Source organism: Chryseobacterium urinae, assembly GCF_030518295.1.
GTDB classification, from domain to species: Bacteria; Bacteroidota; Bacteroidia; order Flavobacteriales; family Weeksellaceae; genus Chryseobacterium; species Chryseobacterium mucoviscidosis.
Window position 1 is genome coordinate 31825 of record NZ_JAULSJ010000011.1, and the last position, 16070, is coordinate 47894.

Below are 16070 nucleotides of genomic sequence, written 5' to 3' on the forward strand. Positions count from 1 at the left end.
TATCTTTGTTTAAGTAAATTTAATTTTAATGAAAAATCCTATGAGAACGATACTGATACTTCTTACGTTTTTTGCATCAAATTTTGCTTTTGCCCAATTTAATGATGTAGAAGAAAGAGACGATAATTTTATGACGGAGAACAATAAAAATATTCTCAAAATAGATATAAAAGAGCCTCTGTTGCAGGTAGCCGTAAAAAACTGTAACGATTTTAAGGCGGCAAGTTTCGAAGGCGGAATTCCCGCTTACAAAGAAATGCTGAGAAAATATATGTACGATTACCTGAATACGGATTTCTATGTGCTGAACGGTGATTTCACATTTACCCTTACCGTAGACCAAAACGGAAAAGTCACCAATATCGAAGGAAGCCCGAAAGTTTCAAACAGTCAGGTGTTTTTTGATGATATGAAGTATGTCGTAAGAAGAATCAAGAAAAACTGGATTCCTGCAAGCTGTAACGGACAGCCTGTAACATCTCAGATCAAAATAAAAATGAATCTGTCTTCCATTGCAACAGATGTATAAGATAACTTTTAATAACCATGAAAAAATATCTTTTAATTTTACCTTTATTGCTTATTGGTGGTAAAGGCTTTTCTCAGGAAAATACAACTCAGGTTCAGCAGACAGCGGAAAGTTACCAGAAAGCAGAATTTCCGGGAGGCGATCAGGCTTTTCAGAAAGAATTCATGAATATGGTTCATGCCTATATTGATATGGCTCTGTATGCTATTCAGGGAAAAGTTACCTTTGTGTTTAATATTGATTCCAGAGGAAAAATCAGCCAGATCGATGTTCTTCCGAAATTCAAAAACAATGAAATGTTTATCGACGATATGAAATATGCGGCGAAAAAAGTAAAAGGAAAATGGACTCCCGCAAAGAAAAACGGCGTTCCGGTCGATTCAAAATTTGTTATGAAGGTGAATTTCAGTACCAATACTTATGATCATGATTAAAAAGTTTTTGAGTTTTTCTGCAATCGTCATCTTTTTTGTATCGAATGCTCAGGTTTTAGATGAATACCCTAAAAATCAGGAATTTTATGAAGGCGGAATGGTAAATTTTTACAAAGAAGCTCATGATTATTTAGCAGCTGCTAACTTTAAAAAATGTAGCGATCAGGAAATTTATCAGCCAAGATTTGTGGTAACAAAAGATGCGGCTGTGAAATTGGTAAAAGACAACGATACTGCAAATATTGCAAAAAACAGATGTGCATACGATCTGTCGCTTGAACTTCTGAAAAATCTGAAACACTGGAAACCCGCGGAAGTAAAAGGAGGAAAATTCGGTGCTTTGGCAGAATTCATATTGTATCCGAATGATGTTATGGAAAATTATAAAGAAGGATATAATGCGAATAATTATGTTTTGTCTGCACAGTATCCAAAAGGGTACGAGAGATTTAGAAAGGATTTTCATGATGAGTTTATGAGTTTGTTCACAGACTATCACATTAATAGCAACGTTAATCTGGAGTTTTATATCAATCAAAAAGGAGAAATTACAAATCCCAGAATCTATCCTGAGATTTATGATCCAAAATTTAATATCGATTTTCTGAGAACTTTGTCTCGACTTAAAAAAGTCTGGAAACCAGCTTTATATTCCAACATTCCGATAAAAGAGAAAATAGTTTATCCCATAATTTTTTCCACAAATTTCTATGAAAGATAATCCTGACATTCTGTCACAATATTTTGTATCTTTGCAAATTCAATTGGTTCAAAGTTTTATGTTTTGAGTTCAAAGTCATATGCTCTAAACCTTAAACCTAAAACCTAAAATTCGATTATCGTGCAGGAAAAATATATAGACGAAACAAAACAGGGAGAAGCTTTTGCCATTGCGGAAAAAGCAGAAAACTCAAAGAAATTATTCTTGGAGAGCTACGGTTGTCAGATGAATTTCTCTGACTCTGAGATTGTTGCATCCATACTTAATGAACAGGGATATAATACCACTTTAAAAGCGGAAGAAGCAGATTTAATTCTTTTAAACACCTGTTCCATCCGTGAAAAAGCCGAGCAGACCGTAAGAATGCGTCTGTCTCAGTTCAAAAACCTGAAAAAAGAAAAACCGAACATGACGGTCGGTGTTTTGGGCTGCATGGCTGAAAGACTGAAAACCAAATTCTTAGAAGAAGAACAGTTGGTGGATCTTGTAGTTGGTCCCGATGCATACAGAGACTTGCCTAATCTTTTAAAAGAAACTGAAGACGGAAGAGATGCGATTAACGTAATCCTTTCCAAAGAAGAAACATATGCAGATATCAATCCGGTTCGTTTAGGCGGAAATGGGGTTACAGCTTTTGTAACGATTACAAGAGGCTGCGATAATATGTGTACGTTCTGCGTTGTTCCTTTCACGAGAGGAAGAGAAAGAAGCCGTGATCCACATTCTATTCTTGATGAGTGCAAAAGCCTTTGGGAAAGCGGGTATAAAGAAATTACCTTATTAGGACAAAACGTAGATTCTTACCTTTGGTATGGAGGCGGTCCTAAAAAAGATTTTGCCAAAGCATCTGAAATGCAGAAAGCTACAGCCGTGAATTTTGCCCAGTTGCTTGATCTGGTTGCGAAAGCCGTTCCTGAAATGAGAATCCGTTTCTCTACTTCAAATCCGCAGGATATGAGTCTGGATGTATTCAGAATGATGGCGAAACACGATAACATCTGTAAATATGTTCACCTTCCGGTTCAGAGTGGAAGCAACAATATGCTGGAAGCCATGAACAGACAGCACACCCGCGAAGAATATTTAGATTTAATTAAAAAAGCAAAAGAAATCGTTCCCGAAGTTGCTTTTTCTCAGGATATGATCGTCGGTTTCTGCAGCGAAACAGAAGAAGATCACCAGGATACATTAAGCTTAATGAGAGAAGTGGAATACGACTACGGTTATATGTTCGCCTACTCAGAAAGACCGGGAACTCCTGCTCACAAAAAGATGGAGGACAATATTCCGGCAGACATTAAACAGAGACGTTTGGCAGAAGTCATTGCTTTACAGGGAGAACTGTCTAGAAAAAGAATGAAATCTTATGTAGGAAGAGTTCACCAGATTTTAATTGAAGGAACTTCAAAAAAGAACGAAAACCAGTGGAAAGGAAGAAACTCCCAGAATGCGGTTTGCGTTTTCGATAAACTGGAAGGTCAGAAAATTGGTGACATTGTGGACGTTTTTGTTTTTGACAATACACAGGGCACACTTTTAGGGGAAACGGTTTCAAAATAAACTATGTCTGACGATTTAACGACAAAGCAACTTTTAAATGATATTTCTGCGTTATTGGAAAATGCCAGAAATAAAGTTGTTGTTGCCGTTAATCAAACCATCGTTCTTACTTATTACGAAATAGGAAGAATGATTGTTGAAGATGAACAGAATGGGGAAAACAGAGCAGAATATGGAAAAGCTGTTCTTAAAGATTTGTCATTACATCTTACAGAGAAATTTGGTAAGGGGTTTTCTGTTTCAAATCTTAAACAAATTAGGCAATTTTATATTGTCTATTCAAAAGGACAAACACCGTCTGTCTTTTTGCAAGATTCGGATAAGCATAATGAAAAAGGACAAACACTGTCTGACGAATCGAGAGTAATAAAAAATCAAAAACCAGCCCGGCAAGATTCTATAAAATTCAACCTTTCATGGTCTCATTATTTGAAGTTAATGAGAATCAATGATAGTAATGAAAGGAAGTTCTACGAAATTGAAAGTTATAAAAACAACTGGAGCCTAAGAGAATTGCAGAGACAGTACGATTCTGCTTTATATGCAAGACTGTCTTTAAGCAAAAATAAAGAAGAAATTCTTCAGCTTGCTGAAAAAGGACAAATTATAGAAAAGCCCAAAGACCTCATCAAAGATCCTTATGTTTTGGAATTTCTGGGACTGTCTGAAAAACCTTATTATTCTGAAAACGAATTAGAGTCCGAATTAATTGATAAACTGGAACATTTTCTTCTGGAATTAGGAACCGGATTTACCTTTGTTGCAAGACAGGACAGAATAACCTTTGATGAAAAGCAATTCCGTATAGATTTGGTGTTTTACAACAGAGTTTTGAGATGTTTTGTCTTAATTGATTTAAAAATCGGCGAACTCAAACATCAGGATATCGGGCAAATGCAGATGTACGTCAACTATTACGATAGAGAAAAACGCCTTGAAGGTGAAAATAAAACCATAGGCATTATTCTTTGTCAGGATAAAAGTGAAGCTTTGGTAAGATATACTTTACCGGAAGATAACGAACAGATTTTTGCAAGTAAGTATTTTACCATATTGCCAAGTAAACAAGATTTTATTAACATTTTAAACTCAGACAATGGAAAAATTTCATAAATATTGCCTAAGTGTATTGTTGGTAATAATCTGCAGCAATATTTCGGCTCAAATTTCCAACGGAACAGCCGAAAGTGAAGACTGTAAACATCTTTATGAGCTTTATAACCGGATTTTAAATCAGGGTTATGAAGATTTGCCGGAAACCTGTACAAAAGAAAAACCTGTACAGAATATAACGATCAGCCAAAAGCATAACGCGATTGATCTTATCGGTAAAATTTTCCCATATAAGCAAAAGAACAATTTTCAACAAAATAAAACGGGAGGAGATTTTTCTGAAAAAGAAAAACATGATCAGCTCCTGAAAAATTTTGAAAAGAACCGCAGAGAAACGCTCTTCGCTGAAATTTTATATTTTAAAACCAGAGTTTCAAAAGTCAGAAATAAAGATTATTTGGACGTTGTAAGTTAAATTTAAACTCAATTATTTTTAAACTAAACAGCAGATTTACAATTAATTAATGTAAATCCTATTCAAATCAATAATCTAAAAATTTACTTATGAGCAACGAGCTTCAAAATATAAAAAACCGTTTCGGAATCATCGGAAACTTTCCGGCTTTAAACCGTGCTTTGGAAAAAGCCATACAGGTCGCACCAACCGACATTTCAGTCCTTGTGATCGGGGAAAGTGGAGTGGGAAAGGAATTTATTCCGAAAATTATCCATTCAGAATCCAAAAGGAAACATCAGCCTTATATTGTCGTTAACTGTGGAGCAATTCCCGAAGGAACCATTGATTCCGAATTGTTCGGACACGAAAAAGGAGCATTTACAGGAGCTACAGCAACCAGAAAAGGATATTTCGAAGTTGCCGATGGCGGAACGATCTTTTTAGATGAGGTGGGAGAGCTTCCTTTACAGACGCAGGTTCGTTTGCTTCGTGTTTTGGAAAGCGGCGAATTTATGAAAGTAGGTTCTTCACAGGTTCAGAAAACGAATGTAAGAATTGTCGCTGCAACAAATGTGAACATGATGAAGGCAATTCAGGACGGAAGATTTCGTGAAGACCTTTATTACCGTCTGAATACAGTGCAGATTGATATGCCGCCTTTACGCGAAAGAAAAGGGGATATTCATTTGCTTTTCAGAAAATTTGCTATCGATTTTGCTGAAAAATACAGAATGCCGGAACTTGAACTTGAGCCAAGTGCGGTACATTATATCGAAAATTATACGTTCCCCGGAAATATTCGTCAGCTAAGAAATTTGGTAGAACAAATGACGGTTGTAGAAAGAAACAGACACGTAGAAGTTGAAAAACTGGCGGAATATATTCCCATGGAATCACATCTTCCCATGGTTGTCAATACTCCGAATACGCCAAAGCAGAACGATTTCGGAAGTGAAAGAGAAATCATGTACAAAATTCTATTTGACATGAGAAACGATATTAATGATTTAAAATCCTTAACTTCGGAATTGATAAAAAATCGCGGAACATCTGATCTGAGCAGTCACGAGAAAAATTTAATCAACAGAATTTATACTCCTGAAACACAGCAGAATGTGGCTCCCGGTTCTTTACTGTATTTTGAAAACAATAATAATCATAATCCGGTAGTTCAGAATCCGACAATTATTTCAGAGCCGGACAACAGCTACGAAGATATTGAAGATATTGAAATTGAAGAAAACAGACCCGAATCTTTATCGCTTCAGAATAATGAAAAAGATTTGATTATCAAAGCATTGGAAAAGCATAAAGGAAGAAGAAACAAAGCGGCAGACGAACTGGGAATTTCCCAAAGAACTTTATACAGAAAAATAAAACAATATAATTTAGAAGAATAATAAACTAAAAATTAAATCATGGTGAAAATTAATGCAAAACCGGTCAATTTCAAATTAGGAGATTACATCAGCGACGGATACGAATTCTACAAAGCAAATTTTGGAAATTTGTTGGGCGCTTTCTTCCTTGCAATGATTATGTCGATCATTCCTTTTTGCGGACTTTTGGCAGTGGGAAATTTTTATAAATATTGCCGTGATTTAAGAGCCGGAAGACAGGTAAGCGCAGGAGATATCTTCAATTTTGATAATTTTACGCCTTACTTTATGATTCAGCTTATTTTATTCGCAGGAATAATGGTTATTTATATTCCCATGTTTATCATGATGGTCGCAATGGGAGAACAGGATCCTTCCGCCGGGCCGCCCGCATTTTTTTTCATTTATATGTTTTTTGTGTATGTTGGGATTTTATTTGTAGCCCTGAAAGGTTTTTATATGCCCGCTTTAATTTCACTTGCAGGAGTTACAGAGATTAAACAGGCATGGAAAATCTCTTCGGTGATGAGTAAAGGAAACCTTTGGTCCATCTTTTTATATTCACTGGCGGTAGGATTTTTATCTCAGTTAGGAATTATAGCATGTTTTATTGGCTTGATTTTTACAATACCTTTTGCATATGCTTCTCATTATTTTGCATACGAAGATGCATTAAAGCAGGTTACTTATGACGAAATTCAGGAAATTGGAATTAAAAATGAATTTTAAAATTAAAAATATTAAAATCGAACAGCCGAAATTTTGGCTTTTGGTGCTGTGTTTATCAGTGCTTAATTCGTGTTACAGTTTTACGGGATCATCTCTTAAAGATGAAAAAACAATTCAGATCAATGAATTTCCCAACAATGCCCCTTTGGTAAATCCTACATTGTCTCAGCAGTTTTCTACGGATATCCAAAACAGGTTCCTTCAGAGAACCACTTTAAAAGGAACGAAGGAAAATCCGGACATTTTGGTAGAAGGTGAAATTACAGATTATTCTATTACACCCACAACCATCAGTTCCAATACGGTTTCTACCAATTCAGGAGGTGTAATACAGGAATCCCAGAATAAACTTACCATTACTGTAAAAGTTCATTACGAGAACAAACTTCATCCGGAGCTTAGTTTCGACAGAACATACAGTGATGAAGCGGTGTTCAACAGCAATCTTTCCCAGTCTGAGATAGAATCTTCTCAGGTGAAAATTGCAACAGACAGAATTATAAACAAGATATTTAACGATATTGTAGCGAACTGGTAAGATGAATCATAGAGTTTTAGAATTATTAAAGACCCCGAAAAACATTCAGTCAGAAGATCTCAATCTTCTGAAAGAAGAGATTAATTCTTTTCCCTATATTCAGAATATCAGAGCGTTGTATTTGTATGGGGTGCATTTGTATGATAAAGACAATTATCAGAAAGTACTTTCTACAACAGCCGCTTATACAACCGATAAAAAAATCCTTTATCAGCTGATTAACGGTAAAATTCAGCAGAAACCAAAACCTGAAATAAAACTGGAAACGGTAAAGGAAAAAAATATTCCTTCAGAAAATCCGCTTAAAATTCTATATCAGAAAAAAGCGGGAAGTTTTCCACTTAAAAGAGAGAAAAATCCTGCAAGCGAAACTCAACCGCAAATTGTTGAGGAATCTCTACCAGCCGTTGCAGAAACTAAAGAAACAGATCGTATTCTTCCGCCTCCGAGAGAAGAAATTAAACATTTGTATGTAAACGGAGAGCGAAACAGAATTCTGTTCGAAGGAGAGGAAAATTTCTTGGAAGAAGATACTTTTGAAACTATTGATCTCGAATCCACACTAGAATCCGGTTCTATCGTAACTCAGAAAGCTGAGAAAAAAGAAGAGACCGCTTCAGAAGAAAAATTTAACGAAAATCCTCTTCCGATTGCAGCAGAATACGAAGAATTCATTCCTGAAACTACAGTTGAAGAAGAAAATGTAAATTCTGAAGCTGAACAAGAGGTAATTTCAGATAATTCAGAGTCGGAATCTTCTAAAGAGGAAACTGTATCCGAGATTCAGATTCAGGAAGAAGAAAATAAATCAACAAAAGAGCAGTCTGATCATATTTCAGATGAAGCTGAAAACGAAGAGCTAAAACCGGCGGAAGAAATTTCAGAATTTACCCCTGAAACCATTGTTGAAGAGGAAAATCTAAATGCTGAAAAAGAAGATGTTGAAGACCTATCAGAATTAAGCATCCATGAAACAGAAGCTTTTCTTCCGGAAGTGCAGGTCTCTGCAAATGAATCTGTTGAAGAACCAAAAAATGAAAGCAGCCAGTCTGAAAATTCAGAAATAAACGCATCAGAAGAGTCCGCAGAATTTACGCCTGAAACCATTATTGATGAAGATGAAATTTCATCCGAGAAAGAAGAAAAGGTTGTTCAGAATGATGCTGAACTAAGCTTCCACGGAACAGAATCTTTCCTTCCGGAAGTGAAAATTCAGGCAAATACAGAAGATAAGATTACGGAAGCTCCTCAGCTTAACATCAATAAGCATGAAGACGAAATGCGCCGTCTCATTGAAGAAGTGGAGAAGAAAATGAAGGAAAAAGCGGCTGCGGAAGAACACAAAAAAGAAGAAGAACCTGAAAATATCGGTCACGATATAAGTTTTGCCGAAACGCAAAGCTTTGAGGTAAAACCTATTGAAACGGAAGCTCAGGAAGAAATTAAAACGGAAAATGCAGTAGCAGAAAACAGTTCTGAACAGGCAGAAGAACCAAAAGCCGAAGTCAGTAAAGAAAAAGAAGAAATTCCGACAAAAGGAGAAGAAACGGAAGTTCAGTCTGCGTGGAAACCTATGTCTTTCGATTCCAATCTTCCGGATTCTCTGATCAGTAAATCTCCCGAAGTTTCTCAGCCTAAAACTGAAGAGCTTAAAGCAGATGAAGCAGCAGAAATTCATCAATCAGAGATTGCAGAGCAGAAGCAAACAGCAGAAGCCGAAACTGAGTCGGATTCCGACGAAGAAAGCATAGTTTCTGAAATCTCTGAAGAAACAACTGAACAAAATACCGATGAAGATGTTTCTGAGAATTCAGAAGAAAATAAAGAGGAAGTTCCGGTAATGAACGTTTCGTTTTTCGGATCGGGATGGACGATTCCTCAACCAGAAAAAGAAAAAATGACAGAAGAACCCAAACAGGAAAGCAAAGAAGAAAAAACAGTTGAAATTCCTGTGGAAAAACCTGCAAAAACAGCCAAGCCAAATGTCTTCGACAGCAATGTTCCGGGATTCATCAATACATGGCAGAGCTGGCTGAAAATCGACAGAACGGAAGAAAAACCTAAAGAGGAGAAACCCGATCTGAAAACAAAAGTGATTGAAACTTTTATCGAAAACAATCCGAGAATCAGTCAGTTAAAAGAAGAAAGTACTTTTGTCGTGAAAGAAAAAGGAGACGATATCTCGCATTTGATGACAGAAACACTGGCAAATCTTTATTTTGAACAGAAATTATATACCAAAGCCATAAAAGCATTTGAAATTCTGATCAAGAAAACCCCTGAAAAGAGAAAATATTACGAAGGTAAAATTCAGGAAATTAAAGATTTCAGAACCAAAGGATAACCTAAAAAACGAACCAATGAGCTTATTGTCTATTAACGCTTTTCATATCCTTTTTGGTGCGGTTGCGGTCATCATCTTATACATTGCGGCAATTGCTGTTCTGTTGAGAACAAAATCTGGAATTCTCCCTTATATGGCGTTAATCCTTTTTCCCGTCATAGCTCCTTTAGGAATTCTTCTTGAAAATTATAACAGGAAAATAAAATAAATAAAAGAGCGGAAAATTTTTCCGCTCTTTATTTTTTATGTCTGTTGAGGAAGTTCTTTATTTTTCCTGAATTTCCGCCATAATCTGCGTCCGAACACGATAACACCTATAATGATTATAATAGCGCAGATTCCGGCAATAATAGGAGCTGCCATCGCCAGAAATGCCATGATTCCTGCTCCGGCTGTTTCTGCGGTTCCGACGACGGAATTTCCCAAACCTCCCGTTGTTGCAGTCGATGCAGCCCGAAGCCCCGCAAATCCAGAACTGATGGTGGCTGCGGTTCCGCCTCCCGCAATTAAGGCTAAAGCCCACTGTGGAAAAGTTCCCAGATCTGCAAACTGACTGGCAAACAGAACAGAACCTGCAATCGTCGCCATCGGAACAGAAATCGTGTCCAGCAAATGGTCTATAAAAGGAATGTAATAGGCTAAAACCTCAACAACGGTTGCAATTCCGGTGGTGATTAAAGTGGGAAGTCCGGAAAGCCATTCAAAATTTTCGCTCATGGGAATCCAGTGCATATACGAAGCAAGACTTACGGCAAACATCGGAAGAAATACCCGGAATCCGCTTGCTGCAGCCAGTCCGATACCCATAAACGCACTCAGGAGATAAGGTAAATAGGGAACGTTGTCTAACATGTTAATTTTCAGATTGATTGTTTTCCCTAAGGTACAAAAAAATAAATTCTGAGAAATTTTCTGATAAAAATATTCCCTTACATAAATTCAGCCTAAGAAATTCAACAAAAATAGGGGATAAAAAAAATTAAGACTTCTTCTGAGCCTGACAAAGTTTGATAAACTGCGCTTCTACATCCTGAAATTTTTCAGGCATTTCCGGGGAAGCCCAAAACATCATTGCCATTGTTTTATCGCCGAAAGCTTCTTTAAAAAGATCTTTATTCAGACGGTAACATTCTCTTAAAAGCCTTTTGATACGGTTTCTGTGAACCGCTTTTTTAAAATATTTTTTGGAAACCGAAACCGCAAATTTCGTGCTTTCTACAGGTGTTGTCGGTTTGTTTTTAAGAATAATTATTCGCAGATTCCCATTCGTTCTCCATTTACCTTTTTCGAAAAGTAAAGAGATCTCGGTATTTTTCTTGAGTTTTTCGGCTCTGGGATATCTGAAATTTGTCATGTACGGACTGTAAAGATAGGATTTGTATGATGTTTTTCCCACAGATTTTAAAAATTCAGGCAAAAATATCCGAAACTTTCGTAAAATCTGCGGGAAAAAATTAATTTTTCTTGGTTAAATAATTGATGACTTCCGCTGCGGCGTATAACCCGAAAATTGCCGGAATAAAGCTGATGGTTCCGTAAAAAGATCTTTTATAATTCGTTCCGTCCGTCATTTTTAAACTGTCGTCTTTTTGCAGCTCATCAGAAAAAACACATTTAAATCCTTTGTTTATTTTTTCTTTTCGAAGTCTTTTTCTTACCTGTTTTGCAAGATAGCAGTTCTGGGTTCTGCTGATGTCTTTCACCATCACTTTGCTCGGATCGGTTTTTCCTCCGGCTCCCATAGAACTTACAAGTTTTATTTTTCTCTTTTTTGCTGCTTTTATCAGGCAAAGTTTAGGCGTTACACTGTCGATGCAGTCCAGAACATAATCAAACTTTCCGTTGTCAAGAATTTCGTCCATTCTTTCAGGATTCAGGAATTCGTTGATTTTGATGAGGTTAAGTTTTGGATTAATGTCTAACAATCTTTCAGCAACTACTTCAACTTTATGTTTTCCTACTGTGGAATGTAGAGCAGGCAACTGTCTGTTAATGTTGGTGATATCTACCGTATCGCCGTCTACAATCGTCATGTTTCCGACTCCGGCTCTTGCAAGGAATTCTGCTGCAAAAGAACCGACACCACCCAAACCGACAACTAAAACTGTTGCTTTATTCAACTTTTCCAAACCTTCTTCTTTTAAGAGAAGTTCCGTTCTTTCCAACCAGTATTTATCCATTTTTTATTGTCTCTAAATTTTCTGCAATCTGTTTGTTTAAATTTTCCAGCGAAATTCCCTTTATTTCAGATGCTTTCTCATACAATTCTTCGATGCTGAAATCGTCATTGTCGGTTTCCAGAAAGATTTTATCTAAAGGAGTAATTTTCAAAGTATTTTGCAAAGATAAATTATACAAAACCGCTTTTCCAAAACTCAGGTAAAAATTATTTTTCAGCAGATCTTCCGCAATCCTTTCTTTTTTATTAAAACCATGAATAATCATGGGCTGTTCTGCATATTTTTTAAAAGAAATCACTTCATAAAACTTCCGTACACAATGAATGATTATTGGCTTTTTAACCTCATTTGCAAACCTTATCTGTCTTAAAAAAACTTCTTCCTGAATTTTCTCTTCAGCTTCAGCAAAAGAATCCAGACCGCATTCACCAATTGCAAAACAGTTTTCAGAAATCATGTTTCTCATCCATTTAAACTGATCATCAAGATTATTCACATCAATATCTTTCGGATGAATGCCTATTGAATACGGAACATCCGGCGGAATCTGCTCAATATTCAGATTATAAATTCCGTTTGGTATATTTTTTTTATGATGATGAAAATCAAAAAAATCCATACCTCAAAAATAGTATTAATTTAGATTTAACGTAAATTTCTTAAACGAACGTTTATAAATCTGTTAAAAATTTCATAACTTTACTTAAACTACACTTCATGAAGAAAAAATTTACAGAAAAGCAAATACATATTTTAGATATCGCGGAAGAACTTATTGCAAAAAAAGGATATGAGGGAACCTCCGTGAGAGATATTTGTTCGAAGGCGAATATCAATGTTGCAATGATTTCTTATTATTTTGGGTCGAAAGAAAAGATGATGTCGTATCTTTATCAGTACAGGGTTTTAAAAACAAGAGAGACTTTTTCAGAATTTGCAGATACCATTAAAGACGGCAAACCGGAAATGCAGCTCAAAGAAATTATTAAATATATTGTTTCTCAGTTATTTAAATATAATTATTTCCATGGGTTTGTTACACAGGAACTTCGTCATACAGAAAATTTAAAAGATGAACTGCTGGATTTTTATCAGCTTTTCGTTAAAAAATTAGACGAAGTCATTAAAAAAGGCGTGGCTTCGGGTGTTTTTACCTTCACTCCCAAACCAGAAGATATTTTAACCACCATTATCGGTTCTACTTTATTTGTAATTCGCAACCGGAATTTTTATGAATTGTATGTTCCGAACAAAAGCGAGGAAACCTACACAAAGGAAGCAGAGAAAAAAGTGAGAATGAATCTTTTAATGACCGTTTTTGCCATTTTGGGATACGCTGCAGACTAAATTTACGTTAAATAATCATAAAAAAAAATCTATTGGCAAAAAAGTTATATTTTTGCAAATTAGTAAATCGGCTGAATAATCCGAAAACTGTTGAACTTTTTATATGAAAAAATATATTTTAGGTATTTTTACTGTAGCAGTAGTAGCTTCGTGCGTAAGTAAGCAGGAAAGAGCAATGAAAAGTGCGGATAAAAATCTTATCTTAAAAACTGCCAATGAAAACTTTGCTAAAAAGAAGTGGAAAAACGCTTTAGCACTTTACGACAGGCTTCCAAACCTTGTTGCAGGTACAGATGATGCTCCCAATGTGGTTTTTAATTCGGCGTATGCGAATTATTATGACAAAAACTACAGATTAGCGGGAAATCAGTTTAAAAATTTTGCAATCAGCTTTCCTCAGGATAAAAGAAGGGAAGAGGCGGCATATATGTCTGCTCTGTGTTACTACGAAGGTTCAATGGATTATAATCTGGATCAGTCTACCACACAAACAGCAATTAACGAACTTCAGGATTTCTTAAATAATTATCCGAACTCCGAAAGATCTAAAAATATCAATACGCTTATTGACGAACTGTCTTATAAGCTTGAGTTCAAAGCGTACGAAAATGCAAGACAATACTACAAAATGGCAGAATACAAAGCTGCCAATGTAGCATTTGAAAACGTTCTGGAAGATTTCCCGAGTACAAAACTTCGTCCGCAGATTTATGATTATATCGTAAAGTCCCGTTACGAACTGGCTACAAAATCGGTATATGATCTTAAAGATGAACGTATAGAAAGCGCATTGGCCTTCACAAGGCAGATCGAAAAGGAAATGCCGAACACCGAAGTTTCTAAAACGGCTTTGGAGATCAGAAGCAAGCTTGAAAAAGAAAAGAAAGAATTTGCTGTAGTTAAGAAAAATACAGAAGCAAGAATTGCCGTTTTAACGGAAAGACAGAAAAAGCTGGAAGCGAAGAATGCGGAACAGGCAAAAACCATTCAGCAGGAGAAAGATCAGGTGGAAGCAGAAAAGAAAGCAATGCAGATCCAGAGGGACAGTGCAGCAATTAGCACACCTCCGCCGGCGGCGACTTTCAAAATTAAAAGATAATTCGTAAATTTGCGAACTTAAATAAAATTAATATTCTCAAAATGAGTGTAAAAGATACAAAAGCAGAAGTAAATACCATTACTTACGATAAGGATAAGATTGAAGACAAAGTAGGCTCAATCTACGAAGCGATTGTTATCATGGGAAAAAGAGCAGAGCAGATCAACGCTGAAATTCGTACAGAACTTCACAATAAGCTAGACGAGTTTGCTGTTCATAATTCTACATTGGAAGAAGTTTTCGAAAACAGAGAACAGATCGAGATCTCTAAACATTACGAAAAACTTCCAAAGCCGACTTCTATTGCAATTGAAGAATGGCTGAACGAAGATGTGTACTTCAGAAAAACTGAAGAGAGAAAATAAAAATCAGTGTATTTTTTATATATGAAGGTCATAAGGAAATCTTTTTCTTTATGACCTTTGTTGTTTGAACAGGTTTGTGAGAAAAAATAAGTAATTTAGTATTCTTAAAAAATTAAAATTGAATGAGTCTTTCCGGTAAAAAAATTCTCATTGCGATTTCCGGAGGAATTGCAGCCTATAAAATCCATTTTCTGATCAGAGATTTTGTGAAAAAAGGAGCCGAAGTTCAGGTGATTATGACACCTGATGCAGAACATTTCGTTACGAAGCTCAGTATTTCCACTTTATCCAAAAATCCGGTGTACTCAGATTTTTACAGCGATAACGGCACATGGAACAGCCATGTTGAAATGGCTTTGTGGGCAGATGTAATGGTTGTTGCGCCCTGTACAGCAGGTACATTGTCTAAAATGGTTCATGGATTATGCGATAATCTTCTGATTGCAACCTATATGTCTGCAAAATGTCCTGTTTTTATTGCTCCTGCAATGGATCTGGATATGTATGTGCATCCGTCCACAACAAAAAATCTGGAATTGGCAGAAAGTTTCGGACATCATATTATTCCGGCGGAAAGCGGTGAATTGGCAAGCGGATTAGTCGGGCAGGGAAGAATGGCAGAACCGGAAACCATAGCACATTCAGTCGAAGATTTTTTTGATTCTAAAATTGAAAAAACATTCGTAGGGAAAACGGTTTTAATTACAGCCGGACCAACGTATGAAGCCATTGATCCTGTGAGATTCATCGGAAATCATTCCTCTGGAAAGATGGGGTTTTCTCTGGCGGAAGAAGCCGCAAGAAGAGGTGCAAAAGTAATCTTAATTTCGGGACCGAGCTCTCAGAAAATCAATAATAAAAATGTTGAATTACACAAAGTAATCTCAGCAAAAGAAATGTTATCGAAAGTTCTGGAATTTTACGATACAACAGACATCGGAATTGCAAGTGCAGCCGTGGCAGATTACGCTCCGAAAGAAGTGGCAAAGGAAAAAATTAAAAAGAATGACGAAATTTTAACGATTGAACTGGTTAAAAATCCGGACATTCTTAAAACCATGGGGGAAAAGAAAACCCATCAGTTTTTAGTCGGTTTTGCGTTGGAAACTCAGAATGAAGAGGAAAATGCCAAAGGAAAACTGGAAAAGAAAAATCTGGATATGATCGTTTTAAATTCGCTTCGTGATGAAGGAGCCGGTTTTAAAAATGATACCAATAAAATAAAGATATTTACCAAAACGGAAAAAACAGAATTTGATCTGAAATCTAAAGATGAAGTGGCAAAAGACATTTTGGATTTTGTTGAGTCTCAACTTTTAAAATAATTTTAATAAA

General features: G+C 36.1%; 19 protein-coding genes. 15 read left to right on the top strand and 4 right to left on the bottom strand.

The annotated features are described in order from the left end of the window. The first annotated feature begins 28 nt into the window (after window positions 1–28). From QWT87_RS08770 to QWT87_RS08820, 11 genes are all read left to right on the top strand, one after another. Window positions 29–529, top strand: coding sequence for a hypothetical protein (locus QWT87_RS08770; protein ID WP_302715716.1), 501 nt, complete (start codon window positions 29–31; stop codon window positions 527–529). Between the two features lie 17 nt (window positions 530–546). Further along, window positions 547–963 carry an energy transducer TonB gene (locus tag QWT87_RS08775; protein WP_087708496.1) on the top strand — a complete coding sequence of 139 codons (417 nt, stop codon included), beginning with the start codon at window positions 547–549 and terminating at the stop codon, window positions 961–963. Further along, window positions 956–1684, top strand: coding sequence for a hypothetical protein (locus QWT87_RS08780; protein ID WP_302715718.1), 729 nt, complete (start codon window positions 956–958; stop codon window positions 1682–1684). Before QWT87_RS08775 ends, QWT87_RS08780 begins: the two co-directional genes overlap by 8 nt. Window positions 1685–1804: 120 nt before the next feature. Beyond that, window positions 1805–3244, top strand: coding sequence for a tRNA (N6-isopentenyl adenosine(37)-C2)-methylthiotransferase MiaB (gene miaB / locus QWT87_RS08785; protein WP_302715719.1), 1440 nt, complete (start codon window positions 1805–1807; stop codon window positions 3242–3244). 3 nt (window positions 3245–3247) lie between these two features. Further along, the gene (locus QWT87_RS08790; RefSeq protein ID WP_302715720.1) at window positions 3248–4357 is read left to right on the top strand and encodes a PDDEXK nuclease domain-containing protein; all 1110 of its coding nucleotides are present in this window, start codon (window positions 3248–3250) and stop codon (window positions 4355–4357) included. Continuing rightward, entirely contained in the window at window positions 4341–4772 is a 432-nt protein-coding gene (locus tag QWT87_RS08795; protein WP_302715721.1) for a hypothetical protein, read from the top strand. Before QWT87_RS08790 ends, QWT87_RS08795 begins: the two co-directional genes overlap by 17 nt. Window positions 4773–4861: 89 nt before the next feature. Further along, a complete protein-coding gene (locus tag QWT87_RS08800; protein WP_108409752.1) occupies window positions 4862–6154 on the top strand; it encodes a sigma-54 interaction domain-containing protein in 1293 nt (430 codons plus the stop codon). An 18-nt stretch (window positions 6155–6172) separates the two neighbouring features. After that, entirely contained in the window at window positions 6173–6862 is a 690-nt protein-coding gene (locus QWT87_RS08805) for a hypothetical protein (protein WP_302715722.1), read from the top strand. Beyond that, window positions 6852–7400: an LptE family protein gene (locus QWT87_RS08810; RefSeq protein ID WP_302715723.1), complete on the top strand. Its 549-nt coding sequence runs from the start codon at window positions 6852–6854 to the stop codon at window positions 7398–7400. The genes QWT87_RS08805 and QWT87_RS08810 overlap by 11 nt, the downstream gene beginning before the upstream one ends. A gap of 1 nt (window position 7401) precedes the next feature. Further along, window positions 7402–9744: a prolipoprotein diacylglyceryl transferase gene (locus tag QWT87_RS08815; RefSeq protein WP_302715724.1), complete on the top strand. Its 2343-nt coding sequence runs from the start codon at window positions 7402–7404 to the stop codon at window positions 9742–9744. 16 nt (window positions 9745–9760) lie between these two features. Continuing rightward, complete coding sequence (locus QWT87_RS08820; RefSeq protein ID WP_302715725.1) at window positions 9761–9952, top strand: hypothetical protein; 192 nt, start codon at window positions 9761–9763, stop codon at window positions 9950–9952. Window positions 9953–9987: 35 nt separating this feature from the next. Here the strand turns inward: QWT87_RS08820 and QWT87_RS08825 are convergent, their stop codons facing one another. The 4 genes from QWT87_RS08825 to QWT87_RS08840 all read right to left on the bottom strand — a co-directional run bounded on the left by QWT87_RS08825 (window position 9988) and on the right by QWT87_RS08840 (window position 12543). Beyond that, window positions 9988–10596, bottom strand: a complete 609-nt coding sequence (locus QWT87_RS08825; RefSeq protein ID WP_302715726.1) for a DUF4126 domain-containing protein — start codon at window positions 10594–10596, stop codon at window positions 9988–9990. Window positions 10597–10723: 127 nt separating this feature from the next. Further along, window positions 10724–11098 (bottom strand): ribonuclease P protein component, encoded by a 375-nt coding sequence (gene rnpA, locus QWT87_RS08830; protein ID WP_076391353.1) that lies wholly within the window; start codon window positions 11096–11098, stop codon window positions 10724–10726. A 100-nt stretch (window positions 11099–11198) separates the two neighbouring features. Beyond that, window positions 11199–11924 carry a tRNA threonylcarbamoyladenosine dehydratase gene (locus QWT87_RS08835; protein ID WP_302715727.1) on the bottom strand — a complete coding sequence of 242 codons (726 nt, stop codon included), beginning with the start codon at window positions 11922–11924 and terminating at the stop codon, window positions 11199–11201. Further along, window positions 11917–12543, bottom strand: coding sequence for a TatD family hydrolase (locus QWT87_RS08840; RefSeq protein WP_302715728.1), 627 nt, complete (start codon window positions 12541–12543; stop codon window positions 11917–11919). Before QWT87_RS08840 ends, QWT87_RS08835 begins: the two co-directional genes overlap by 8 nt. A gap of 98 nt (window positions 12544–12641) precedes the next feature. On the opposite strand from QWT87_RS08840, the gene QWT87_RS08845 reads away from it, so the two are divergent. From QWT87_RS08845 to coaBC, 4 genes are all read left to right on the top strand, one after another. Beyond that, on the top strand, window positions 12642–13271 hold the full coding sequence (locus QWT87_RS08845) for a TetR/AcrR family transcriptional regulator (RefSeq protein ID WP_087708520.1): 630 nt from the start codon (window positions 12642–12644) through the stop codon (window positions 13269–13271). Between the two features lie 103 nt (window positions 13272–13374). Next, a complete protein-coding gene (locus tag QWT87_RS08850) occupies window positions 13375–14370 on the top strand; it encodes an outer membrane protein assembly factor BamD (protein ID WP_302715730.1) in 996 nt (331 codons plus the stop codon). Window positions 14371–14411: 41 nt separating this feature from the next. After that, window positions 14412–14735: a DNA-directed RNA polymerase subunit omega gene (locus tag QWT87_RS08855; protein ID WP_034681463.1), complete on the top strand. Its 324-nt coding sequence runs from the start codon at window positions 14412–14414 to the stop codon at window positions 14733–14735. Between the two features lie 122 nt (window positions 14736–14857). After that, window positions 14858–16060: a bifunctional phosphopantothenoylcysteine decarboxylase/phosphopantothenate--cysteine ligase CoaBC gene (gene coaBC, locus QWT87_RS08860; RefSeq protein WP_302715734.1), complete on the top strand. Its 1203-nt coding sequence runs from the start codon at window positions 14858–14860 to the stop codon at window positions 16058–16060. Window positions 16061–16070: the final 10 nt, after the last annotated feature.

Excerpts from the sequence above, each read along its gene's own strand:
- QWT87_RS08850 (WP_302715730.1), top strand. The coding sequence starts at position 13,375 with ATGAAAAAATATATTTTAGGTATTTTTACTGTAGCAGTAGTAGCTTCG.
- QWT87_RS08780 (WP_302715718.1), top strand. The coding sequence starts at position 956 with ATGATTAAAAAGTTTTTGAGTTTTTCTGCAATCGTCATCTTTTTTGTA.
- QWT87_RS08845 (WP_087708520.1), top strand. The coding sequence starts at position 12,642 with ATGAAGAAAAAATTTACAGAAAAGCAAATACATATTTTAGATATCGCG.
- QWT87_RS08805 (WP_302715722.1), top strand. The coding sequence starts at position 6,173 with ATGGTGAAAATTAATGCAAAACCGGTCAATTTCAAATTAGGAGATTAC.
- QWT87_RS08810 (WP_302715723.1), top strand. The coding sequence starts at position 6,852 with ATGAATTTTAAAATTAAAAATATTAAAATCGAACAGCCGAAATTTTGG.
- QWT87_RS08790 (WP_302715720.1), top strand. The coding sequence starts at position 3,248 with ATGTCTGACGATTTAACGACAAAGCAACTTTTAAATGATATTTCTGCG.
- coaBC (WP_302715734.1), top strand. The coding sequence starts at position 14,858 with ATGAGTCTTTCCGGTAAAAAAATTCTCATTGCGATTTCCGGAGGAATT.
- QWT87_RS08815 (WP_302715724.1), top strand. The coding sequence starts at position 7,402 with ATGAATCATAGAGTTTTAGAATTATTAAAGACCCCGAAAAACATTCAG.
- QWT87_RS08825 (WP_302715726.1), bottom strand. The coding sequence starts at position 10,596 with ATGTTAGACAACGTTCCCTATTTACCTTATCTCCTGAGTGCGTTTATG.
- QWT87_RS08840 (WP_302715728.1), bottom strand. The coding sequence starts at position 12,543 with ATGGATTTTTTTGATTTTCATCATCATAAAAAAAATATACCAAACGGA.
- QWT87_RS08770 (WP_302715716.1), top strand. The coding sequence starts at position 29 with ATGAAAAATCCTATGAGAACGATACTGATACTTCTTACGTTTTTTGCA.
- QWT87_RS08775 (WP_087708496.1), top strand. The coding sequence starts at position 547 with ATGAAAAAATATCTTTTAATTTTACCTTTATTGCTTATTGGTGGTAAA.
- QWT87_RS08800 (WP_108409752.1), top strand. The coding sequence starts at position 4,862 with ATGAGCAACGAGCTTCAAAATATAAAAAACCGTTTCGGAATCATCGGA.
- QWT87_RS08855 (WP_034681463.1), top strand. The coding sequence starts at position 14,412 with ATGAGTGTAAAAGATACAAAAGCAGAAGTAAATACCATTACTTACGAT.
- QWT87_RS08795 (WP_302715721.1), top strand. The coding sequence starts at position 4,341 with ATGGAAAAATTTCATAAATATTGCCTAAGTGTATTGTTGGTAATAATC.
- rnpA (WP_076391353.1), bottom strand. The coding sequence starts at position 11,098 with ATGACAAATTTCAGATATCCCAGAGCCGAAAAACTCAAGAAAAATACC.
- QWT87_RS08820 (WP_302715725.1), top strand. The coding sequence starts at position 9,761 with ATGAGCTTATTGTCTATTAACGCTTTTCATATCCTTTTTGGTGCGGTT.
- QWT87_RS08835 (WP_302715727.1), bottom strand. The coding sequence starts at position 11,924 with ATGGATAAATACTGGTTGGAAAGAACGGAACTTCTCTTAAAAGAAGAA.